This window comes from Thalassospira sp. SM2505 (assembly GCF_054901115.1).
In genome coordinates, this window is sequence record NZ_CM142731.1 from 1,720,905 (window position 1) to 1,743,271 (window position 22,367).

General features: G+C 55.7%; 18 protein-coding genes. 6 read left to right on the plus strand and 12 right to left on the minus strand.

What is annotated here, in order from left to right:
* Nucleotides 1–35: 35 nt before the first annotated feature.
* The 3 genes from ACTU44_RS07750 to ACTU44_RS07760 form a co-directional block, all read right to left on the minus strand.
* Nucleotides 36–1,544, minus strand: a complete 1,509-nt coding sequence (locus tag ACTU44_RS07750; RefSeq protein ID WP_462097125.1) for a tripartite tricarboxylate transporter permease — start codon at nt 1,542–1,544, stop codon at nt 36–38.
* A gap of 46 nt (nt 1,545–1,590) precedes the next feature.
* The gene (locus tag ACTU44_RS07755; RefSeq protein WP_462097126.1) at nt 1,591–2,016 is read right to left on the minus strand and encodes a tripartite tricarboxylate transporter TctB family protein; all 426 of its coding nucleotides are present in this window, start codon (nt 2,014–2,016) and stop codon (nt 1,591–1,593) included.
* A gap of 157 nt (nt 2,017–2,173) precedes the next feature.
* Nucleotides 2,174–3,220, minus strand: a complete 1,047-nt coding sequence (locus ACTU44_RS07760; protein ID WP_462097127.1) for a type 2 periplasmic-binding domain-containing protein — start codon at nt 3,218–3,220, stop codon at nt 2,174–2,176.
* Nucleotides 3,221–3,581: 361 nt separating this feature from the next.
* Here ACTU44_RS07760 and araD point away from each other — a divergent pair, with 361 nt between their 5' ends.
* From araD to ACTU44_RS07780, 4 genes are all read left to right on the plus strand, one after another.
* The gene (araD, locus tag ACTU44_RS07765; RefSeq protein WP_462097128.1) at nt 3,582–5,327 is read left to right on the plus strand and encodes an L-arabinonate dehydratase; all 1,746 of its coding nucleotides are present in this window, start codon (nt 3,582–3,584) and stop codon (nt 5,325–5,327) included.
* Between the two features lie 95 nt (nt 5,328–5,422).
* Nucleotides 5,423–6,334 (plus strand): dihydrodipicolinate synthase family protein, encoded by a 912-nt coding sequence (locus tag ACTU44_RS07770; RefSeq protein WP_462097129.1) that lies wholly within the window; start codon nt 5,423–5,425, stop codon nt 6,332–6,334.
* A 28-nt stretch (nt 6,335–6,362) separates the two neighbouring features.
* Nucleotides 6,363–7,877 carry an aldehyde dehydrogenase (NADP(+)) gene (locus ACTU44_RS07775; protein WP_462097130.1) on the plus strand — a complete coding sequence of 505 codons (1,515 nt, stop codon included), beginning with the start codon at nt 6,363–6,365 and terminating at the stop codon, nt 7,875–7,877.
* 60 nt (nt 7,878–7,937) lie between these two features.
* Nucleotides 7,938–8,663 (plus strand): ribonuclease activity regulator RraA, encoded by a 726-nt coding sequence (locus tag ACTU44_RS07780; RefSeq protein ID WP_114099943.1) that lies wholly within the window; start codon nt 7,938–7,940, stop codon nt 8,661–8,663.
* A gap of 79 nt (nt 8,664–8,742) precedes the next feature.
* Here the strand turns inward: ACTU44_RS07780 and ACTU44_RS07785 are convergent, their stop codons facing one another.
* From ACTU44_RS07785 to xylF, 5 genes are all read right to left on the minus strand, one after another.
* Nucleotides 8,743–9,993: an ROK family protein gene (locus tag ACTU44_RS07785; protein ID WP_462097131.1), complete on the minus strand. Its 1,251-nt coding sequence runs from the start codon at nt 9,991–9,993 to the stop codon at nt 8,743–8,745.
* A gap of 114 nt (nt 9,994–10,107) precedes the next feature.
* Nucleotides 10,108–11,289, minus strand: a complete 1,182-nt coding sequence (locus tag ACTU44_RS07790; protein WP_114099941.1) for a fumarylacetoacetate hydrolase family protein — start codon at nt 11,287–11,289, stop codon at nt 10,108–10,110.
* Nucleotides 11,286–12,152 carry an ATP-binding cassette domain-containing protein gene (locus tag ACTU44_RS07795; RefSeq protein ID WP_114099940.1) on the minus strand — a complete coding sequence of 289 codons (867 nt, stop codon included), beginning with the start codon at nt 12,150–12,152 and terminating at the stop codon, nt 11,286–11,288. Before ACTU44_RS07795 ends, ACTU44_RS07790 begins: the two co-directional genes overlap by 4 nt.
* 11 nt (nt 12,153–12,163) lie before the next feature.
* Nucleotides 12,164–13,429: a sugar ABC transporter permease gene (locus ACTU44_RS07800; protein ID WP_336083628.1), complete on the minus strand. Its 1,266-nt coding sequence runs from the start codon at nt 13,427–13,429 to the stop codon at nt 12,164–12,166.
* 101 nt (nt 13,430–13,530) lie between these two features.
* Entirely contained in the window at nt 13,531–14,562 is a 1,032-nt protein-coding gene (gene xylF / locus ACTU44_RS07805; RefSeq protein WP_114099938.1) for a D-xylose ABC transporter substrate-binding protein, read from the minus strand.
* Nucleotides 14,563–14,805: 243 nt separating this feature from the next.
* Here xylF and ACTU44_RS07810 point away from each other — a divergent pair, with 243 nt between their 5' ends.
* Both ACTU44_RS07810 and ACTU44_RS07815 read left to right on the plus strand, forming a co-directional pair.
* A complete protein-coding gene (locus ACTU44_RS07810; RefSeq protein ID WP_114099937.1) occupies nt 14,806–15,567 on the plus strand; it encodes an SDR family NAD(P)-dependent oxidoreductase in 762 nt (253 codons plus the stop codon).
* A gap of 78 nt (nt 15,568–15,645) precedes the next feature.
* Entirely contained in the window at nt 15,646–17,808 is a 2,163-nt protein-coding gene (locus tag ACTU44_RS07815; protein ID WP_462097132.1) for a dihydroxy-acid dehydratase domain-containing protein, read from the plus strand.
* Nucleotides 17,809–17,876: 68 nt separating this feature from the next.
* Here the strand turns inward: ACTU44_RS07815 and purU are convergent, their stop codons facing one another.
* From purU to ACTU44_RS07835, 4 genes are all read right to left on the minus strand, one after another.
* Nucleotides 17,877–18,761 (minus strand): formyltetrahydrofolate deformylase, encoded by an 885-nt coding sequence (gene purU, locus ACTU44_RS07820; RefSeq protein WP_114099932.1) that lies wholly within the window; start codon nt 18,759–18,761, stop codon nt 17,877–17,879.
* Between the two features lie 82 nt (nt 18,762–18,843).
* On the minus strand, nt 18,844–20,148 hold the full coding sequence (gene glnT / locus ACTU44_RS07825) for a type III glutamate--ammonia ligase (RefSeq protein ID WP_462097133.1): 1,305 nt from the start codon (nt 20,146–20,148) through the stop codon (nt 18,844–18,846).
* Nucleotides 20,149–20,234: 86 nt separating this feature from the next.
* The gene (locus ACTU44_RS07830; RefSeq protein ID WP_114099930.1) at nt 20,235–21,563 is read right to left on the minus strand and encodes an FMN-binding glutamate synthase family protein; all 1,329 of its coding nucleotides are present in this window, start codon (nt 21,561–21,563) and stop codon (nt 20,235–20,237) included.
* 46 nt (nt 21,564–21,609) lie between these two features.
* Complete coding sequence (locus ACTU44_RS07835; protein ID WP_114099929.1) at nt 21,610–22,296, minus strand: GltB/FmdC/FwdC-like GXGXG domain-containing protein; 687 nt, start codon at nt 22,294–22,296, stop codon at nt 21,610–21,612.
* Nucleotides 22,297–22,367 lie beyond the last annotated feature (71 nt).

Here is a 22,367-nt window from a genome sequence, read left to right on the forward strand (position 1 = left end):
GAGGGAACTGTTGCTTCTTGCCCGGTCTTGAAACGTCATGCCTGATCGTCGATGCCGCTGCTCATGCGCTTTTTCTTGCGTGCGACCGAAATTGAAAACGCAATCGAAAGTGCAATCAAGCCCCACAGCAGGATTGCGATCCAGCTTTTGGTAAAGAAGATCGAAAGCGTGCCAAAGGATTCCAGACTTTTGACAAAATAGATCTCGGCGGATGGGCCCAGAATGAAACCGATGATAAAGGGTGCGATTTCAAGCTTGATCTTGTGGGCTAGATATCCAAACAGACCAAAGATCAAAAGCGTCCAGACATCAAACATCACGCCGTAATTGATCGTATAGGCACCTACCACGCACATCATCAGAATGATCGGGAACAGAATGTTCTTGGGAACCGTGACGACCTTGGCGATATGACGGATGGCCAGAACCATAACAAGGAACATGATGATATTGGCCGCCAGCATGGCGATGATCATCGCATCCCAGGTCACCGGATTGTTGCCGATAAAGAGCGGGCCGACCTGAATGCCTTGCAGGGTAAAGGCACCAATCAGGATGGCGGTGGTGGAATCCCCGGGAATGCCCAGTGATAACAGCGGTACAAGTGCCCCGCCGGTCAGACCGTTATTGGCGCTTTCCGATGCAATCACCCCGGCCGGAGCGCCTTTGCCGAATTTTTCCGGGTTCTTGGAAAAGTTCTTTTCCTGGCTATAGGCAAGGATGGACGCCGCGCTGCCGCCCACACCGGGCAGAATGCCGACAAAGGTGCCAATCGATGAAGACCGGATCAGGTTGATGATCTGTCCTTTGAACACAGATAGCTTGAAGGGCTTGCCGCCGATCTTGACCCCCGAAAGGCCCTTGCCTTCCTTCATGCCTTCCTCGGCATCAATCAGGATGGTTGCCAGCCCGAACAAGCCGATCAGAACCGGCAGAAGTGAAAATCCGCTTTCAAGGTAATATTCAAGGAACTCCGGAACGAGGCGAAGCTCGCCATTGCCGCCACGCGAAATGTCATAGGCGCCGATCAGGCTGATGAAAACACCCAAAAAGCCGCTGAAAATCCCGACCAGAAGGCTGTTCGAAAGCGCTGCCATCACGGTGAGCGCAAAGAAGATGATCAGGAATTTTTCGATATAGGAAAACTTGATCGCAAAATCGGCCAGTGCTGGGGCAAACAGATAAAGGGCGGCCAGACTGATCAGACCGCCAACGAGTGACGAGGTAATCCCGATCTTGAGGGCGCGTTCACCTTCGCCATTCTGGGTCATCGGATAGCCATCAAGCGTGGTGGTGATTGATGACGGGGTGCCGGGAATGTTCAAAAGGATCGCGGGAACCAGACCGCCTGAAATGCCCCCGACATAAAGACCAAGCAAAAGTGCCAGCCCGTTTTCAAGGCCCAGCGAATAGGTCAGCGGCAAACACACAGCCACCGCCATGGTTGCCGTCATGCCGGGGATCGCACCAAAGATGATGCCGATCACGGTGCCCGCGGCAACCAGCCCAAAGAATAGCGGTGTCAGGATGGATAGGAGTTCCATGATAAATCTCTTGGATCAAGCCGCGCCAAACCGGGGACAGCACCCCTTATGGCAGCGAAATATTGAAAAGTTCGGACAGGATGTACCAGACGACACTCGGCGCGATCAGCGCGTTGGCACCCGCGATCAGCAATGTTCGACGGCTGTGCTCGTGCAGATAAAGCGTGCTAAGCGCAAACAGAAACGGGATCGAGCACAGGTAAAATCCAAGTCCGGTATTCGGGAATAAATCCCCGACTTCCGGCATCGTCAGAAAATAGATCACGGTTAGTGCAATGGTCCCAAAGAACCGTCTGTGGTCGATGCCCGCGGGCCACCAGGTGCCGCTGGTCACGGTAGCAAGGATCGTACTGCCACGCGTGATCAGGATCGAAATGAACAATATTCCGAGGATTACGGCGATAATCGTCGGGAAAATCATGTGCGACGTGTTGAAATCAACCGTCACATGAAAGGGGGAGTCAAACGACATGGGACGCCTCCGGATGTGCCTGTTTTCCCCATGGTACGGAATTCCAGATGGAATGGAATTGGTCCGGGGGGGCTATTCGGCAAGTGGCGGCGGGTTGTGAAATCCGCCGGATCAGGCGAAAGTGGCCCGGCATTGAAATGCCGGGCCAACCGGGAAGTCAGTTGGTTGCAATCGCGTCGATGACCTGACGGTATTCGTCGCGCTTTTCCTTCAGATATGCCGATGCTTCAGCCTGCGGCTTGTAGTTCGGGATGAAGAAGGATGCTTTCTGCGTTTTCTGGATCTCGCCTTCGGCATAGATTTCCTTCAGCGCATTGTCGATGGCGGCAATCTGTTCTGCGTCCATGTCCTTGTTGAACAGAAGGAAGAATTCCTTGTCGAAGGTGAAGTTCTTTTTGCCGTCAAAAGTCACATTCACATTCGGTGTGGTGAAAGCCAGAAGCTCATCGCGCGAGGTATCGCCCATGCCTTCCGGATTTGCCTGTTCAATGGTTTCTTCGCGTGCGGTCAGCCAGATGAAGCGCATTGCTTTCTGGTCATCATTGGCAAGCTGAGTGAATTGTTCGTTCGCCTGAACCGAACCGTTGATCACATCAGCCTGACCATCAAACATCAGCTGGTTTTTATCAGCTTGCGAACCGGTATTGACCGGAACGATGTTTTTTTCGGAGCCCGGGTTCATGATCTTGGCAGCGTTTTTCATGGCCGAGAAGCCGATTTCCGAAACGCCACCGGCCTGAATGGCAACACGAACGCGCTGACCGGATGCGGCGGCGGCAAGGACGTCTTCCATCGACTGCATCGGCGAGTTTTTGGCAACCAGATAAGCGTTGCCCGGATTGATCGCGACCGTCGGGCCGACGACGTAGTTTTCAAAGATATCGTCATAGCCGCGAACGCCATACATGTTCGCAAGGTAGGACTGATCGTGGAAGATCATAATGGTGGTGCCGCGCGAATCGCGCTGTAGTGCCTTGAATGCCTCGCTCGCACCAACGGCATCAACCTTCACATTGATGTCGAGTTTCTTGGACAGGGCTTCGGCAACGATTGCACTGTTCTGATAGGTGTCGCCGCCGGTCGATTTCGACCCGATAACAAGGCGGATGTTGCTTGGCAGATCAGCAGCTGAAGCCAAAACTGGCGAGGCAACCATGGCAGCAAAACCTGCAGCAGCAGCGATGGATTTAAAAAGTCCGGTCATAAGATTCCTCCCGAATGACGCATTCCTGAATGGTGGGGATGTCCCCGTTGTGCCAGATGGTGTGGTTCCCATAAGGCGTTGGTGTTGCTTGTTCTTGTTGCTTGTTCTTATTGTTAGGTCACTTGTAAAATTTCAAGCGTTATGTATGCGCATACATAATTTGATACATCTTGCGTAAAATCCTGTCAATCGCTGAATCTATCGGCATTTTTGCGCATGATGTTTCTTTGGTTTTGGCATGTAAGTTCACTTGACATCTTGTAAGTGTATGCGCATACATAAACCATTAATCAAAAGTACAGGCCGCCCGGATTGCGCCCAGAGGCAAAATTGGTGGCGGTCGAATGACGGGAGGAACGCCATGTCCGACAAAAACAGAAAATCCGCGGAAGATCTCAGAAGTGCGCGCTGGTTCGCGCCTGACGATCTTCGCTCGTTCGGGCATCGATCGCGCCTGATGCAGATGGGGCTCGATCCCGAAGACTGGACCGGACGCCCGGTGATCGGCATCCTCAATACCTGGTCGGAAATCAATCCGTGCCATTTGCATTTCCGTGAGCGCGCTGCTGACGTCAAAAAGGGTGTGCATCAGGCCGGTGGTTTCCCGGTTGAACTCCCGACGATTTCGGTTGATGAATCCTTCACCAAGCCGACCTCGATGCTGTATCGCAACCTGCTTGCCATGGAGACCGAGGAAATGATCCGGTCCCACCCGCTTGATGGTGTGGTTCTGATGGGCGGTTGCGATAAAACCACGCCGGGTCTGGTGATGGGCGCGCTTTCGGCTGGTGTGCCGATGATCTATCTGCCTGCGGGCCCGATGCTGCGCGGCAACTATGCCGGTAAAATCCTTGGTTCGGGTTCGGATGCCTGGAAATACTGGGATGAACGCCGGGCTGGTAACATCAGTGACGAGGAATGGGTGGGTGTCGAGGGCGGCATTGCCCGTTCATACGGTCACTGCATGACCATGGGGACCGCATCGACCATGACCGCCATTGCCGAGGCCATGGGGCTTTGCCTTCCGGGTGCGTCTTCGATCCCGGCACCTGATGCCGGACATATTCGTATGTCGACTCAGTGTGGCCGTCGTATTGTTGATATGGTCTGGGAAGACCTGACCCCGAACAAGATTGTCACCCCCCAATCTGTCCGCAACTCGGCTGTGGTTGCGATGGCGACCGGTTGTTCGACCAATGCAGTTGTTCATTTGCTTGCCATGGCGCGTCGCGCCGGGATCAAGATCACCCTTGATGATCTTGATGAACTTGGTCGCACCACACCGCTGATCGCCAATATTCGCCCGTCGGGCACAGGCGACTACCTGATGGAAGATTTCTATTATGCCGGGGGGCTGCGCGCCCTGATGGCCCAGCTTGGCGATAAACTTGATACCTCGGTTACCACCGTGACCGGCAAGACACTTGCCCAGACGCTCGAAGGCGCGACGGTTTACAATGATGATGTCATCCGTCCGCTGTCCAATCCGGTTTATCATGAAGGATCGCTTGCGGTTCTGCGGGGTAATCTGTGTCCGGATGGCGCGGTGATCAAGCCTGCTGCCTGTGATGAACGGTTCCGCAACCATCAGGGCCCAGCACTTGTCTTTGACAGCTATCCTGAAATGAAAAAGGCGGTGGATGACGAAAATCTCGATATCACGCCAGATCATGTAATGGTGCTGCGTAATGCCGGTCCGCTTGGTGGCCCCGGTTTCCCGGAATGGGGCATGCTGCCAATTCCCAAGGCGCTGATCAAACAGGGCCATCGTGACATGCTGCGCATTTCGGACGCGCGTATGTCAGGGACGTCATATGGTGCCTGCGTGCTTCATGTTGCACCGGAAGCCTATATCGGTGGTCCGCTCGCTCTTTTGAAAACCGGTGACATCGTCAAACTTGATCTTGATAGCCGCCGTCTGGACATGCTGGTTGACGAGGACGAGCTTGAACGTCGTCGTGCTGCGTGGCAGGCGCCGGAACCCCGCTATCAGCGTGGCTATGGCTGGATGTTTGGTAAACATGTCACGCAGGCCAATGAAGGCTGCGACTTTGACTTCCTGTCGCCAGAATTTGGCGAAACCGCGGGCGAGCCGGATATTTTCTAGGCTTGCCGCCAGACCAGAAACAGACGCAAGGGATGGGGTGGTTGAATGCGCCCCGTCCCCGAAACACGAACCAAACCAATCAGGGATATCGATCCATGGCACTTTCCAAAGCCGATCTGCGTGGCGTGCTGTCGGGTATTTCCGGCATTCTCGTAACGCCCTATGACGAGAATGGCGATCTTGCACCAGCCAAGCTGAAACCGATCATTGATCGGGCATTGTCTGCGGGCGTTCATTTTCCGGTCGTCAATGGCAATACCGGCGAGTTTTATGCGCTGACCACGGATGAAGCCATCACCATGGTCAAATCGGTTGCCGAGATGCTCGATGGGCGTGCGCCGATGCTGGCCGGTATCGGGCGAGGAGTGCGTGATGCCTGTGCGCTGGCCAAGGCATCTGCCGAAGCAGGTGCGGAGGCCCTTATGATCCATCAGCCGCCAGATCCCTTTGTCGCCCCGCGTGGTGTTGTCGAATATATCAAGCGCATCGCCGATGCTTCAGGCGGTCTTCCGATGATGCTGTATCTGCGCAATGACACCATCGGCACCAAGGCCATTGCCGATCTCTGTGCCATCGAAGGTGTGGCTGGTGTCAAATGGGCAACGCCCAATGCCATGAAGCTGTCCGAGGCGATCAATGCCTGTGATCCCGATATTGTCTGGGTTGGAGGTTTGGCTGAAACTTGGGCACCGGCATTCTATGCGGTGGGTGCGCGTGGTTTTACATCGGGCCTTATTAACGTTTGGCCGGAACGTTCGATGGCAATTCACGCTGCCCTTGAGGCCGGTGACTATGCCATGGCCCGCGGTCTGATCCGCGATATGAGTGCCTTTGAAGAAGTCCGTGCCGAAGAAATGAACGGTACGAACGTGACCGGTGTCAAAGCAGCCCTTAAACTGCTGGGGGATGATTGTGGTGCGACGCGCCCGCCATCCGCATGGCCGTTGACCGATGCGCAGCATGACAAGCTGGTTGGCTTCATGCGTCAGAACAATCTTGTGAAATAAGCGGCCCTGCCGCACAGAGGAGACATCCATGTCCTATACCCTGACAGGAAAACATCTGATCGCGGGCGACTGGGTTGCAGGTAGCGCGACCTTCCAGTCCGAACCGGCCCACGGTCCGGCCAATACTTTCCCCGTCGGTACGCCCGAGCTTGTCGATCAGGCCGCCAAGGCCGCCGAGGAAGCCTTCTGGGCCTTTGGCTATTCCACCCGCGAAGAGCGCGCCAAATTCCTCAATACCATCGCCGATGAGATTGATGCGCGCGGCGATGAAATCACCGAAATCGGCGCCCAGGAAACCGGCCTTCCCGAAGCCCGCCTTCAGGGCGAACGTGGTCGGACAGTCGGTCAGCTGCGTCTGTTTGCCAGCCACATCCTTGATGGTGCCTATCTGGATCGTCGTTATGACGAAGCATTGCCTGATCGTGCGCCGCTGCCGCGTCCTGACCTGCGCCTGATGCAGCGCCCGATTGGTCCGGTGGCCGTATTCGGGGCGTCGAACTTCCCGCTGGCGTTTTCAGTTGCTGGTGGTGATACCGCATCTGCACTGGCGGCGGGTTGCCCGGTCGTGGTCAAGGGCCATTCCGCCCATCCGGGTACGGGTGAAATCGTTGCCCAGGCCATTGATGCCGCGATCAGGAAATGCGGTGTCCATCCGGGCGTCTTCAGCCTTGTTCAGGGCGGCAAACGTGATGTTGGTCAGTCGCTGGTACAGCATCCGCTGATCAAGGCGGTCGGCTTTACCGGGTCGCTTGGTGGTGGTCGCGCACTGTTTGATCTGTGCGCAGCCCGTCCCGAACCGATCCCGTTCTTTGGCGAACTGGGCTCGGTCAACCCGATGTTCCTGATGCCAGAGGCAGTTGCGGCACGCGGTGAAGCACTGGGTGTTGGCTGGGCCGGGTCGCTGACCATGGGGGCCGGGCAGTTCTGCACCAATCCGGGGATTGCCGTTGTTATTGATGGCCCGGATGCCGATGCCTTTGTCGCCTCGGCCAAGGAAGCCCTTTCGGGGGTGGCAGCCCAGACCATGTTGACCGATGGCATGGCCGAAACCTATCGCACAGGGGCCAAGCGCGTTGCGGCAACGTCTGGGGTGAAAGAGGTCCTGACCACGTCTTGCGATCTTCGGAACGCAACACCGTATTTGTTTGAAACCACCGGTGAAAACTGGCTGTCGAACCATGTGCTGGGCGAAGAGGTCTTTGGTCCGCTTGGTCTGGTGGTGCGGGTCAAGGATGTTGCGGAAATGCGGGCCATTGCCAAGGCATTTGAAGGTCAGTTGACCTGCACGCTCCATCTGGATGCGGGTGATGCCGCCGATGCGCGCTCGCTGATGCCGATCCTTGAGCACAAGGCGGGGCGTGTTCTTGCCAACGGGTTCCCAACCGGGGTCGAGGTGTCCGACACCATGGTCCATGGCGGGCCATACCCGGCATCGACAAACTTTGGTGCAACCTCGGTCGGCACCATGTCGATCCGCCGCTTCCTGCGTCCGGTTTGCTATCAGAACATCCCGACCGATGTTCTGCCTGCTGATATCGCGTAACTGCCTTTACCAAGATGCCGCCCGGCGCTTTGACGCCGGGCAAACCCACGGAGACAAAATATGAGTGATTATGTCCTGAGCAGTGCGACACGCGACAAGCTCAAGAAAATCAGCACCGCTTCGCTGTGCACAGCACTTTTCAAACGCAATCTGCGCAACCAGTTCATCCAGAATGTTCATCAGGTTGCCCCCAAGGATGAAAACATGGTCGGGCAGGCCTATACGCTTCGCTATATCCCGGCCCGCGAAGATCGCAATCCGATCGAGGTTTTCCGCGATCCGAACCATCCACAGCGCGTGGCGGTCGAACAATGTCCGGCCGGTCATGTTCTGGTGATGGATAGCCGCAAGGACGCACGCGCGGCGTCTGCCGGATCAATCCTTGTTACCCGCCTGATGAAACGCGGTGTCGAAGGTATCGTGACCGATGGCGGTTTCCGTGATGCCGAAGGCATTGGCAAGCTTGCCATTCATTCCTATCACTCCCGCCCGTCGGCGCCGACCAACCTGACCCTGCACGAGGCCTATGACCTTAATGTGCCAATCGGATGCGGTGATGCACCGGTATTTCCGGGCGACGTTCTGGTCGGGGACAAGGACGGTGTTGTTGTCATTCCGGCCCATCTCGCAGATGAACTTGCAGATGAATGCGCGGGCATGGAAAGCTTTGAGGACTTCGTTCTTGAAGAAGTCCTTTCAGGCAAGCCGATCATTGGCCTTTATCCGGCAACCAAGGATGAAACCAAGGCCAATTACGAAGAATGGCGCAAGAAAAACGGGCGTTAATCCGCACGTTTCAAGTCATGTACGACAAAAGAAAGTCGCTCCGAACAGAGCGGCTTTTTTGTTCGTGGCATGCTTGTGGCTAGATCGTTGTGATGGCCTGAAACATGTTCTCGTCATGCCGCAAAAGGCTTTGACCAATCGCCCCTTGCAGGGCCAGATCCTTGTCCCAGGCCAGATGGGTAATTTCGGGCCCGCGCCGTAATTCGGGAACCTGTGCCTGGGCAAGGCCCTGCATCAATTCCGGCTCCATCATGTCATAGGCGCGTGCGCCTGATCCGGTGATGAAAATCTGTTTGGGCCCCAAAAGGGCAATCAGATTGGCGATGCCATATCCCAGCACCTTGCCTGCATGGCGAAACAGATCCGCCAGATCCTCGTCGCCTGCGCGTGCGCGGGCAACCAGATCCATCATCTGTTCTTCGCTTGGATGCAGGCTGTTCGTATCGGGAAGATCAATCAGGCCACGGGCATCGCGCAGAATGGCGTAATCCCCGATATAGGCTTCAAGACAACCGCGCTTGCCGCAATTGCAAAGCGGACCATCAGGTTGATATTTGGTGTGGCCGAACTCGGCGGCCGTACCAAAATCGCCATTATAGACCGACCCGTTCAGGACCAGTCCCATGCCGATGCCATAGCCCAGCATGATGACGGCGAAATCGCCACCACGATGCAGGTTGGTATTTTGCGAAATGGCGGTGGCGATACAGTTGGCATCGTTTGACATTTGCACGATGCCGCCAAACCGTTCGCCCAGCGCCTTGGTCAGGGCGATGTTGCGACGACGAAGGGCGGGGGACCATATGATCTCGCCGCTATTGCTGTCACATACACCTTGTACCGCAATACTGATGCCTGCCGGTGGACGGGCCGAGAAATCCTTGTGCTCTTCGATAAACCCGTCGATCAGTCTGATCAGGGTTGCGATGAGCTCTTTCTCGTCAAGATCGCGGGTATTGATACTGTGTTCAGAGCTGCATTCGATCTCGCCCTTGAAATTGCCAAGGGCGATTTCGATCAGATTGATTGTGATCTTTACGCCAATAACGCAGGCAGCGGTGGGAACGAGGTCAAGCAGAACCTTGGGGCGACCACGGGTGGATCCGCCATTCCCGTTGCCGTTGCTGCCGGTTCCGGTTGCTGTGCCCTGGCTTTCATGTACCAGCCCCTGTGCCATCAGGTCAGCGGTCAGCGATGTTACGGTCGCCGGGCTCAATCCCGTTGCGGTGCCGATATCGATACGTGCCGCGGGCCCGTGAATGCGCAAGTAACGCAGAATTGCGATCTGGGATGGCTGGCGTGGGGTGTCGGCTTCTGTACGGCGGCTCATGAAGCGGCTTAGTATCCTTTGGGATGGCAAGGCGGGCTTTTCGCCCGCCTTGTAAATATGGGCATTTTTTATCCCGTTTTGGCAAGGGGATAGAAGGGGCGTGTGTTCTGTATGTTACAGAAGTCCGCGTGCGGCCAGATTGGTCATCAGGGCGGTAATGCCAAAGTGCCAGGGATTGATGGCGTCCGACCGGTCAACCTGATTGATCAGCTTGCCAAGGGTTGGTGTCGAAATGGTGACCAGATCGCCCATTTCATGGGTAAAGCCCTTGCCTGCGCCACCGCGGTCATCTGTGGGCGCAAACATCGTACCCAAAAACAGCATGAAGCCATCAGGATATTGATGATGCTTGCCAATCGCCTGACCAACAAGGCTTTCGGGTGTGCGGCTGATCTGGCTCATCGAGCTCACCGCATCAAGGTGATAGCCATCCATGCCGTCAACGGCCATGGCGATATCTGCGGCCTTGACGGTTTCAAGCGTGAAGTTGTCGTCAAACAGGCGAATGAACGGGCCGATCGCGCAAGAACCGTTATTGTCCTTGGCCTTGCCCAGAAGCAATGCGGATCGACCTTCGACATCACGCAGATTGACGTCATTGCCAAGGGTCGCGCCGACAATCTTGCCTTTGGACGTGACGGTCAGGACAACTTCGGGTTCCGGGTTGTTCCAGTTTGAAATCGGATGGAGACCGACATGCGCTCCATGGCCGACTGCGGACATCACCGGTGACTTGGTAAAGATTTCCGCATCCGGTCCGATGCCCACTTCAAGATATTGCGACCATGCGCCTTTTTCGATCAGGACGCTTTTGATCTCGGCGGCCTTTGCCGAGCCCGGTTCAATCTGTGACAGGTCATCACCGATGATGCCGGTGATTTCAGTTCTGATCTGGTCGGCTTTGCTGGCGTCACCGCGTGCCTGTTCCTCGATCACGCGTTCCAGCAGGCTGGCGACAAAAGTCACGCCGCTTGCCTTGATCGCCTGAAGATCGTTGGGGCTCAGAAGATGGGCGGTTTTGGTGTCTGTGCCCGGACGTGACTGTTCAAGAATGTCGCTCAGTGACGCTGCTGTCGGGAAGCTTGCCGGATTGGACAGGCGCGCAATCAGGTCATCGCGTTCAAGCAACTGGCTGATCGTCGGGGCAAGATTGCTGATATCGCGCAGATTTTCGCCATCAACCAGAACCGGGGTCGGGCCGGAAACCCGCGGGTCCCAAATGCGCCCGATCAGAATTGCACGATTGGCATCGTGGGGCAGGATATCGGATTGGTTTACCGGAAAGCCTAGGGTCATTGGGTGTTCTCGCTTGTTTCGCTTTGATGTGCGGTGCTTGCAGGAGGCAATCCGTCCGGTGCGCCGGGGGCGTTGGTCGCCCCGGGTCCGGCCAGATGCAATAGATGTTCGGGCATCTTGCCCAGAATGATCATGCCAAGAACGTCATCATGGGTGACATCTTCTGTGCGGACACTGCCGACCAGCTTTCCGTTTTTCATCACATGCAGGCGGTCGGAAAGATCAAACACATCATGAAGATCGTGACTGATCAACAATATACCGAGCCCGTCACGTTTCAACTGATCAATCAGTTCGCCGACCATCTTTGTTTCATGCACGCCAAGGGCCGCACATGGTTCGTCCATGATAAGAACGCGGGCTTCAAACAGAAGGGCGCGCGCAATCGCAACCGATTGCCGTTGCCCGCCTGACAGGGCCGAAACGGGGGAGGTGAATTTTTTGAAATTCGGATTCAGACGATGAAGAACCTCACGGGCCTTGTGTTCCATCGCCGCGTCATCAAGGAAACCGAACCGGTCGATGATCTCGCGCCCCAGAAACAGGTTCTGGGCCGCATCCAGATTATCGGCAAGTGCCAGATTCTGATAGATCGTCTCGATATTGTTGTCCCGGGCATCGCGGGCATTTTCGATTTTGGCTTCCTTGCCATCGACAATGATCTGCCCGCTATCGGCCTGATATGCACCCGAAAGGATCTTGATCAGGGTCGATTTGCCAGCACCATTATGGCCCAGTACCCCGACAACCTCGCCGGGATAAAGGTCAATCGAAACGCCGTCGACCGCCTTGACCCCGCCAAAGCTGATATGGATATCGCGCATTTCGACAAGCGGATCTTTATTCATCTCTGTGGTCGTCATATCCGGTCTCCTTACGCGGTCGGGTCGCTGTAACGACGGTGGAAATACTTGTCGCTAAAGACAGCCAGAACAAGAACCAGCCCGATGACAATACTTTGAAGGGATGTATCCACACCCAGAAGCGCCATGCCGCTTTGCAGGCTCTGCATGACAAGAGCACCAATCAGCGCACCGTAAATTGTGCCAACACCGCCCGCAAGCGACGTGCCGCCAATCACAACGGCCGCAATCACGCGCAATTCATCAAGTGTACCCAGATCGTTGCCGGCAGACTGCAGGCGGGCTGATGATATCGCTGCGCTGATCGCGCACAGGACGCCCATCAGGGCAAAGACGGCAACGGTCATGCGTTTGACATTGATCCCGGCAAGCTCGGCTGCCTGCGGGTTGCCGCCAATCGCAAAGATATAGCGACCAAACCGGGTGCGCTTGACGACAATGGTCAGAACAATCGCAACAAGCGCAACGATCAGAAGCGGGATCGGAATGCCGTGCGAGATTTCAAGATTTTCCGGGGTGACCGGAATGCCCTTGTTCTCAAGCAGGCGCTCGGCGGCGCGAATTGGCAGGTGATAGGCGTTAAGGGTCGTGATTACAGCAAGAACCAGACCGGCTTTGATGATGGTGTTGGTATATTCAGCCCAGATCGGTTTGACCGGGAATTCAAAAGAAAGACGACGGCGGCGTTCCATGATGGCGGCATAAATGATCGCAAGAATGGCAATCAGGGCCACGATCCAGCTCCAGGTCGCGCCAATCGTACCTTCGATGCCGCCGCCCAGAAGAATGTAGTTATGGTCAAGCGGGGCTACTGTGCGTCCTTGTGTGACCCACCATGCCGATCCGCGCCAGACCAGAAGGCCGCCAAGCGTGACAATAAAGGCCGGAACACCAAGATATCCAACGGCAACGCCCTGCAATCCGCCAATAGCCGCACCAAGAGTAATGCCGATCAGAAGGGTCAGGATCCAGGTGGCCGGATGATTGTAATCCAGAAACTGTGGCAGAAGATCGGTCTGAACGACCCCCATGATCATTGCCAGAACACCAAGAATGGCGCCGACCGAAAGGTCGATATGCCGGGTGACAATGATCAGAACCATCCCGCAGGCCATCACGGCAACGGATGCCGTCTGAACCGACAGGTTAAAGATGTTGCGCGGGGTAATAAAACGCCCGCCCGATGCGATATCAAAACCGATCCAGATGACCAGCAGAACAACGGCAAGGCCAACCAGTCGGCGGTCGACTTCCATTTTAGAAAGTAGTCGTGACATGAAAACGCTCGTAAGGCAGCGGGGCCGACATGCTGTAATCTGCGCACGGCAACAGCAGCCGACCCCGGGTTAAGCTAGGCATAAGGAACTAAAAGCGAACCTTAGTTGCAGGCAGATACCTTGCCGCTCGGAACGCCTTTGCATACGACGTCTTTGGAAACCCAGCCGGCATCAATCACCAGATCAAGCTTGTTCTGGGTGATCGCAACCGGATCAAGGAAGAAGGATTTCATGGTTACGCCATTCGGGCTGTTCCAGTCCTCGGTGCCCGGAACTTCGCCAAGCTTGGTGCCCTTGGCCAGCTTGACTGCGATCTCGGCAGCCTGCTTGCCCAGAAGACGTGCGTCTTTCCAGACCGAAACCGTCTGGGTGCCAAGTGCAACACGGTTCAGCGCAGCATGGTCACCATCCTGACCGGACACCGGAATGCCCTGCATGCCTTGTGCGGAAAGGGCGGCAACCACACCGCCAGCCGTGCCGTCGTTGGAGGCAACAACTGCATCGACCTTGTTATCCGCAGCGGTCAGGAACTGTTCCATGTTGCGCTGAGCAATGGCCGGCTGCCAGCTGTCGGTATAGGCCTCGCCGACAACCTTGATGGCACCGGAATCAATCGCTGCCTGAAGAACCTCAAGCTGACCTTCGTGAAGGATATTGGCGTTCGGGTCGGTCGGTGCGCCCTTGATGAAGACGTAGTTGCCCTTGGGCTGTGCGCCAAATACGGCTTCGGCCTGAAGGCGTCCGACTTCCTTGTTGTTGAACGTAATGTAGTAGGCGTTCGGATTTTCGATCAGGCGGTCATAGCCAACCACCGGAATGCCTTCGTTCAGTGCCTGTTCGACGGCCGGGCCGATCGATGCGGAATCCTGTGCCAGAACGATCAGTGCATCAGCACCGCGTGCAATCAGGCTTTCAATATCGGCAAGCTGTTTGGACGGATTGCTCTGTGCGTCGGCACTGATGTATTCCGCGCCAGCAGCTTCGAGAGCAGCCTTGATTGCGCCTTCATCGGTTTTCCAGCGTTCTTCCTGGAAGTTTGACCAGCTGACACCAACCGTCAGGTCAGCGGCAAAGGCATTGGCAGACAGCAGTACGGTACCGGCCAGCATGGCCGTTGAAAGGAGTTTTTTCATCGGTTTCTTCCCTGAATGAGTGTGTCTTGTGATGACATTTATTTTTGTTGTCGAAAAAATGTTGACGCGAAGTGAGCGTCCTGTCAAATTTTTTTTAGTGAATAAATTAAAAACTGACCTTTAGACGATCAAATTGACCCCAAACCGGGTATCTTCAGTTGATTTTTGGCTGTTTTGTTCATGATGCACCGCATCATTTAATTTGGTTGCCTAAAATAAAACAAAGAGATGACAGGGAACGTTATGACAGCGAGTTATCACGACATTGACGGGAAATCCGTGCTTGTAACCGGCGGTGCGTCGGGGATCGGGGCTTCTATTGTCCGTGCATTCTGTGCCCAGGGGGCACGTGTCGGATTCTTCGATATTGATGACGATGCAGCGCAAAAGCTGATTGACTCGATCCGCGACGAAACAGGTGTCGCACCTGTCTACAAATCGCTTGATTTGCGCATGCAAACGGCGATTCCCGGCGCCGTTCGCGAAATATCTTCCGCCATTGGAACCATTGATGTTCTGGTCAATAACGCGGCCCGCGATGATCGTCACTCCCCCGAAGATGTCGGACCGGATCAATGGCGCGACGGGCTCGATGTCAACCTGAACCATCATTTCTTCTGTGCGCAGGCCGTGGCGCCCGGCATGAAGGAAAAGGGGGCTGGCAGCATCATTAATTTCAGTTCCGTAAGTTATATGATGGGGCTGCCTGACCTTGTGACCTATGAAACCGCAAAGGCCGGGATCATTGGTCTGACCCGTGCTTTGGCGCGTGATTGGGGGCATGACGGTATTCGCGTAAATGCCGTGACGCCGGGCTGTATCATGACGCAGCGACAGCTGGATCTTTGGATTTCGCCCGAGGACGAGGAACGCATTCAGCAACAGCAATGCGTCAAGCGTCGACTGGTTGGTGATGATGTTGCGCAGATGGTGTTGTTTCTGGCCTCTGATGTGTCATCGGCCTGTTCTTCGCAAAACTTCATTGTGGATGGCGGCATTGTCTGATTAATGGCAAAGTCAGACAGATAGCCCTGCCGTTTCACCTTTCACGTCCGTTTTCGCTTCGATTGAGAAACATCCATTATGTCGCCCACGAACCTGCCCGCATCTCCGATCATCATTGATGAAAAAGCCAACCCGTATCGCGATTGTATTCAGGGTCTCGCCAATCAGCCGATCACGGTTGTCAAGCTGCTGCGCGATGCGGTCAATGAAAATCCGGTGGTTGCGCGCGACCGCAGTTTCGCTGTGCCGGAAATAAAGGATGTGGTCGGGCGACTGGTCGAAAACCGGCCGCGCATCGCAATCATTGGCGGGGCACCCGATCATCCGGCTCATCTTCTGGATCGGCCTCAGGCCCTGATGGCGGCAATCCGCATATGGGAAATGGGCGGGGTGCCGTTTCTGTTTCATGTGCCGGTCATCTGTGATGGCACGGCGCAAAACAATATCGGGCAAAGCTACTCGCTGGCATCACGCAACCACACGGCTGCTGCCGTCAATATCACGTTTGAAGGCCACAGTTATCACGCGGCCTATGTGATTGCAGGCTGCGACAAATCCCCCGCTGCGGTTGTTGCCGGACTGGCCGCAGCCGATCATGCGCGTGCCTATCGCGGGGATCAGGCCCCGGTCTGGGCGGTCTTTGCGCCGTCACATGTTCTCAAGGGCGGGGAAATTCCCGAAGGCACGCGACGGATGCTTGATCAAATCGCGTCAGACGCCGATCAGGCCGGACATGATGATCTGGGCTCCGATATTCGCGAAAACATGCGCTATATCCTGCAATGCACCTCGGACGAGGCTTTTGCCGGGTTGCTTGAACGCGCAAGATTGCTGGGGCTGATTGACGCCGGTCTTGAGCGCCGTGTACTTGATCAGCTTGCGGCGGCAACATGCGATTCAAAGGGCGGAATTTGTGCCTTTAACGGCACGGGCAATTCGTCGCGCACCATGTTGGCGGCCTTTGGTCTGACCCCGCCGGAACTCGAACTTCTGACCGATGTGCCACCCTTTAGTGCCGTGGCGGTGGGTGTTGATGCGCTGTTTAATGTTTTCAACAAGCCGGAATATGCGATTGGCAATTTGTTGAAATCCAACTTTGCCAATTTCGTGCGCATCCATAATGCGACGGGATCAAGCAGTAACATGCTTTTGCATCTGCCCTTCATGATGCGCTATGCCGGGTTCGATGTATCGATTGATGATTATCAGGATGTCCGCACGAATACGCCGGTACCGGAAATCTTCGCCCATAGCCTGACTGAAAATCGCGATACCTTTGTCCTGGCCCGGCAAATGGCCGAGGGTAAAAATCGCGGCATGGAAAGCATCTATCGCATTCTGGCTGATCTGGGTGTGGCGATGGATCTGGATGCACCAACGGTTCTTGGAAAATCCTGGGCCGAACGGATTGCCGGTCTGGAAAATCCGGTTGATTTGGCCCTTGGTGATGCATCGGTTATTCGTGCGACCCCGGTTCGCAGTCGGTCCGGGGTGGATGTGATCACCGGCAGTTTCTTCGAAAATTGCGCGGTCAAGACGTCGGGTATGAGCGACCATTTGCTGTCGCATTTCGACGACCATGTTTTCATCGTTCGCTATTACGAGAACGAACATGTCTGTAACGGTGATTTTGCATCACCTGATCTGGTCACGCGCCTGATTGAAACCGATGGGGTGGATGAAGACCTGATTGCTGCGGTCGTGCGCCGCAATGGCGGCAATAATGTGGATATGGATGCCCCCAAAGACATGCTGGCACAGGGGCACTTGTCCTTTGCCTTTGTGATTGGCGGGCAGGGGCCCGAAGCCTATGGCATGCCTGAAATGTTTTCCCCATCCCAGAATTTGCGCCATCACCGCATTCTTGAAGCATCCTCAATGCTGATCACCGACGGGCGCTATTCCGGGGTGACCAAGGGGGCCTGTATCGGCCATATGGTGCCCGAAGCCTTTGCCGGTGGCGGGATCGGATATTTGCGTGACGGGGATGTGTTGCGCCTTAACCTGACGACCCTGAAACTCGACTGGCTTGATCCGGTGGCCTTCCTGAGTGGCGAAGAACGTGCTGCCGATCCACGGGATATGAAAGAACGGGCCGAACTGTTCGAAGGGCGGATGCGGCGGATGGAAGCCCGGCAATGTGATATCGCGGCAAGTAACGTCCTTGATGCGATTGGAAATGCGGCGCGCGGCATCGTCCCACGCGCAGTTGACCGCCGTGCAATCAAGTCCTGGCGTTAATGCACAGGTAAAGCAAAACGCCCCGGCTTGCGAAAGGCCGGGGCGTTTTTTTATGTTCGGGATGCAGCTTACCCCATGCGTTCGGACGCATAGCTTCCCGGGCTCGGCGGGAAGACAATCGTGCGATTGCCGTTGATAAAGGATCGGTGGTGAATGTGGGCGTGGACCGCACGCGCAAGAACCTGACTTTCAACATCACGCCCGATTGAAACATAATCGGCCGAATTCTGGGCGTGGGTGATGCGCGCAATGTCCTGTTCAATGATCGGGCCTTCATCAAGATCGGCGGTCACATAATGCGCCGTCGCCCCGATCAGTTTCACGCCCCGTTCATAGGCCTGACGATAGGGATTGGCCCCCTTGAAGCTTGGCAGGAAGGAATGGTGGATATTAATGATCTTGCCGCTCATTTTCTTGCAAAGATTATCCGAAAGAACCTGCATATAGCGCGCCAGAACAATCAGCTCGACCTCGCTGCTGGCAACCACATCAAGAAGCTTTTTCTCGGCTTCGGGCTTGTTGTCCTTGGTCACCGGAATGTGGTGGAACGGGATGTCGTGATTGACCACCACTTTCTGGTAATCAAAGTGGTTTGAAACCACACCGACGATATCAATCGGCAAGGCCCCGATCTTCCAGCGATATAAAAGGTCATTCAGGCAATGGCCAAACCGCGACACCATCAGAAGAACCTTCATCTTCTCGGCACTGTCGTGGAACTGGTAATTCATGCCAAACTGGGTTGCCGGACCATCAAAGCCACGTGACAGGGTTTCCTGATCCACGCCTTCTTCGCTGACAAACGCAACCCGCATAAAGAACAGGCCGGTCTCCATGTCGTCGAACTGGGAACTGTCGGTAATGTTGCAACCCTGTTCCGCCAGATAGGTTGAAATGGCGGCAACAACCCCGCGCTGGGAGTCACAGGTGACTGTCAGAACGTAGCTTTTCATCTCGTCTGGCTTTCAAATTGGCAGTGATTGAAAATAACCCGGCCCCGTCCATCGGGGAATGTCTTGGGGCCGGGCAGAAGCATCAGATATCAAGCGTGTTTTCGCGTTCCCATTGCGAGAAATGCGATACGTATGAGTTCCATTCTTTTTGCTTGAGCTTGAGAAACGCCTTGGAAAACGCCATGCCCAATTCGGCCTGAAGCGCCTCGTTGCGGCCAAATTCACGCACGGCATCAAGAAGGTTAAGCGGCAAACGCGGCGCGTCCTTGACCAGATGACCTTCTTCATACATGTCGATGTCGTAATGCGGTCCCGGATCGGCGGCATTGGCCATGCCATCCAGTCCGGCTGCGATGATCACGGCCTGCAACAAATAGGGGTTTACAGCCCCGTCTGGCAGGCGCAATTCAAAACGTCCCGGTCCCGGTACGCGCACCATATGGGTGCGGTTATTGCCAGTCCAGGTCACGGAATTCGGGGCCCATGTTGCGCCCGAGATGGTCCGTGGTGCATTGATGCGCTTGTATGAGTTGACCGTGGGGTTGGTAATTGCCGCCATGGCGGATGCATGGTTCATGATGCCGCCAAGGAAGTGCTTGCCCTTGGCCGACAGGCCGAACGGCGCATTTTTGTCGGAAAAGGCATTTTCCCCGACATCGTTCCAGACCGACACATGGCAGTGGCAACCATTGCCGGTCTGCCCGGCAAAGGGCTTGGGCATGAAGGTCGCACGCAGGCCATGCTTTTCGGCAATCGACTTGACCATGAACTTGAAGAAGGAATGTTTGTCTGCGGTTTTAAGCGCATCATCAAATTCCCAGTTCATTTCAAACTGGCCATTGGCGTCTTCATGGTCGTTCTGATACGCACCCCAGCCCAGTTCCAGCATGTAATCACAGATTTCTGCAATCACGTCATAGCGGCGCATGACCGCCTGCTGGTCATAACAGGGCTTTTCCGCGGTATCTGCAGCATCGGAAATCGATGCGCCGTCCTCGGTGATCAGGAAGAATTCCGCCTCGACGCCGGTTTTGACATTCAGGCCAAGCTTGGCGGCCTTGGCAATCTGGGCCTTAAGGACATTGCGCGGAGCCTGTTCAAGAGGCTGGCCTTCCATCACGCAATCGGCGGCTACCCAGGCAACATCGGGTTTCCACGGCAATTGAATGACAGAATCAGGGTCGGGCACAGCAAACATGTCCGGATGGGCCGGGCTGAGGTCAAGCCATGTGGCAAATCCTGCAAATCCTGCGCCGTCTTCCTGCATGTCAGCAATCGCCTGGGTGGGAACAAGTTTGGCGCGCTGTCCACCAAACAGGTCGGTATAGCTGATCATGAAATACTTTATGCCGCGTTCCCGGGCAAAGGCTGATAGATCCTTGGTCATTGAAGTCCCCTGACGAATTTTATGCAGTGCCAACGGTTATCCCGGCGTGCCAAAAGGCACACCGGTTCCGGTGGTGCGTTAATGTTCTAGAATCCTCCCTGACCGGGAATCCAACTGGTCCCGGCAAGCGGTACACCGGCCATGGCCGCCGCTTCGATATTCAGTGCGCACAGATCCTCGGGTTCGAGGTTGTGCACATGATTTTTGCCGCAGGCGCGCGCAATTGTTTGCGCTTCAAGTGTCATGACCTTCAGGTAGTTGGCCAGACGCCGACCGGCGGCAATCGGGTCAACCCGTTTCATCAGGTCGGCATCCTGGGTCGTGATGCCTGCGGGATCACGGCCTTCATGCCAATCGTCATACGCACCGGCAGTGGTGCCAAGCGCGTTATAGTCTTCTTCCCATTTGGGGTCATTGTCCCCGATGGCGACCAGTGCGGCGGTGCCGATGGAAACAGCGTCCGCGCCAAGGGCCAATGCCTTTGCCACGTCTGCGCCATTGCGAATGCCGCCAGATACGATCAATTGTACTTTGCGATGCATTCCCATGTCTTGCAACGCTTTTACCGCCGGGCGGATGCAGGCAAGGGTCGGCTGACCGACATGTTCAATAAACACTTCCTGGGTCGCGGCCGTGCCGCCCTGCATCCCGTCAAGTACGATGACATCGGCACCGGCCTTGACCGCAAGGGCAACATCGTAATAGGGGCGTGCCCCGCCAACCTTGATAAAGATCGGCTTTTCCCAGTCGGTAATCTCGCGCAGTTCCTGAATTTTAATCTCAAGATCATCCGGGCCGGTCCAGTCCGGATGACGGCAGGCGGAACGCTGGTCAATGCCCTTGGGCAGGTTGCGCATATGGGCGACACGATCCGAGATTTTCTGACCCAGCAACATGCCGCCGCCGCCCGGCTTTGCACCCTGACCAATGACGATTTCAATCGCATCGGCGCGTTTCAAATCGCGCGGGTTCATGCCGTAACGTGACGGCAGATACTGATATACAAGGGTTTCGGAATGACCGCGTTCTTCTTCGGTCATGCCGCCATCGCCCGTCGTGGTCGACGTGCCCGCAAGGGTGGCCCCGCGCCCAAGTGCCTCTTTGGCCGGACCGGAAAGAGAGCCAAAACTCATCCCCGCGATGGTAATCGGAATTTTCAGCTCAATCGGTTTCTTGGCAAAGCGTGTGCCGAGCGTGACCGAGGTTTCACATTTCTCGCGATATCCTTCGAGCGGATAACGCGACATCGATGCACCAAGGAACAGAAGATCGTCAAAATGCGGGACCTTGCGTTTGGTGCCGCTTCCGCGAATGTCATAGATGCCCGTGGCAGCCGCACGACGGATTTCCGAAAGGGTGTAATCATCAAAGGTTGCCGATTTGCGCGGCGTGGTAACGGGATGTTTGTGGCTCATGGTCTGATCCTGTTTCTGGGCTGAAACGATGTTTCAGCGCTGCGCGTCAATAAGCGTCGGCATTGTCGATATTGAAGTTGTAAAGCTGGCGGGCAGAGCCATATCGCGTGAACTCTTCGGGTTTCACATCGGTAATGCCCGCATCGGACAGAAGCTTGCCCAGAAGCTCGATATGTTCGGGGCGCATGTCCTTTTTGATGCAGTCAGCACCCAGCGATTTGACCTTGCCGCGCACGAAAAGCCGCGCCTCATAAAGTGAATCGCCCAGCGCGTCCCCGGCATCGCCAAGAACAACAAGATTGCCCGATTGCGCCATGAAGGCCGACATATGGCCGATATTGCCTTTGACCACGATGTCGATGCCTTTCATCGAAATGCCGCACCGTGACGAGGCATTGCCTTCGATCACCAGCAAGCCCCCATGGGCGGTTGCCCCGGCATACTGGCTGGCATCGCCCTTGATTACGACCTTGCCGGACATCATGTTTTCCGCCACACCCGGACCGGCATGGCCGTGGACCGTGATATTGGCGGTTTCATTCATGCCCGCACAGTAATAGCCGACACTGCCCTTGATATGGACATCGACCGGGGCATCAATCCCGACAGCAACCGCATGGGCGCCACGCGGATTGATGACTTCGAATTCCGCGTTCTCACCATTTTTATCAAGCGCATGAAGTGACGCATTCAGCGCGCGCAGTTCGGTGGTTGCAAGATCAAACACTGGCATGTGTGTTCCTTCCTTAAGCGACCGCACCAATCGGGCGGTCGGGTCGGGGCGCGCTATCGCTGCACCCGACA

Excerpts from the sequence above, each read along its gene's own strand:
- ACTU44_RS07780 (WP_114099943.1), top strand. The coding sequence starts at position 7,938 with ATGAGTGATTATGTCCTGAGCAGTGCGACACGCGACAAGCTCAAGAAA.
- araD (WP_462097128.1), top strand. The coding sequence starts at position 3,582 with ATGTCCGACAAAAACAGAAAATCCGCGGAAGATCTCAGAAGTGCGCGC.
- ACTU44_RS07760 (WP_462097127.1), bottom strand. The coding sequence starts at position 3,220 with ATGACCGGACTTTTTAAATCCATCGCTGCTGCTGCAGGTTTTGCTGCC.
- ACTU44_RS07835 (WP_114099929.1), bottom strand. The coding sequence starts at position 22,296 with ATGCCAGTGTTTGATCTTGCAACCACCGAACTGCGCGCGCTGAATGCG.
- ACTU44_RS07830 (WP_114099930.1), bottom strand. The coding sequence starts at position 21,563 with ATGAGCCACAAACATCCCGTTACCACGCCGCGCAAATCGGCAACCTTT.
- glnT (WP_462097133.1), bottom strand. The coding sequence starts at position 20,148 with ATGACCAAGGATCTATCAGCCTTTGCCCGGGAACGCGGCATAAAGTAT.
- ACTU44_RS07795 (WP_114099940.1), bottom strand. The coding sequence starts at position 12,152 with ATGACGACCACAGAGATGAATAAAGATCCGCTTGTCGAAATGCGCGAT.
- ACTU44_RS07750 (WP_462097125.1), bottom strand. The coding sequence starts at position 1,544 with ATGGAACTCCTATCCATCCTGACACCGCTATTCTTTGGGCTGGTTGCC.
- ACTU44_RS07775 (WP_462097130.1), top strand. The coding sequence starts at position 6,363 with ATGTCCTATACCCTGACAGGAAAACATCTGATCGCGGGCGACTGGGTT.
- ACTU44_RS07810 (WP_114099937.1), top strand. The coding sequence starts at position 14,806 with ATGACAGCGAGTTATCACGACATTGACGGGAAATCCGTGCTTGTAACC.
- ACTU44_RS07755 (WP_462097126.1), bottom strand. The coding sequence starts at position 2,016 with ATGTCGTTTGACTCCCCCTTTCATGTGACGGTTGATTTCAACACGTCG.
- ACTU44_RS07785 (WP_462097131.1), bottom strand. The coding sequence starts at position 9,993 with ATGAGCCGCCGTACAGAAGCCGACACCCCACGCCAGCCATCCCAGATC.
- purU (WP_114099932.1), bottom strand. The coding sequence starts at position 18,761 with ATGAAAAGCTACGTTCTGACAGTCACCTGTGACTCCCAGCGCGGGGTT.
- xylF (WP_114099938.1), bottom strand. The coding sequence starts at position 14,562 with ATGAAAAAACTCCTTTCAACGGCCATGCTGGCCGGTACCGTACTGCTG.
- ACTU44_RS07770 (WP_462097129.1), top strand. The coding sequence starts at position 5,423 with ATGGCACTTTCCAAAGCCGATCTGCGTGGCGTGCTGTCGGGTATTTCC.
- ACTU44_RS07815 (WP_462097132.1), top strand. The coding sequence starts at position 15,646 with ATGTCGCCCACGAACCTGCCCGCATCTCCGATCATCATTGATGAAAAA.
- ACTU44_RS07800 (WP_336083628.1), bottom strand. The coding sequence starts at position 13,429 with ATGTCACGACTACTTTCTAAAATGGAAGTCGACCGCCGACTGGTTGGC.
- ACTU44_RS07790 (WP_114099941.1), bottom strand. The coding sequence starts at position 11,289 with ATGACCCTAGGCTTTCCGGTAAACCAATCCGATATCCTGCCCCACGAT.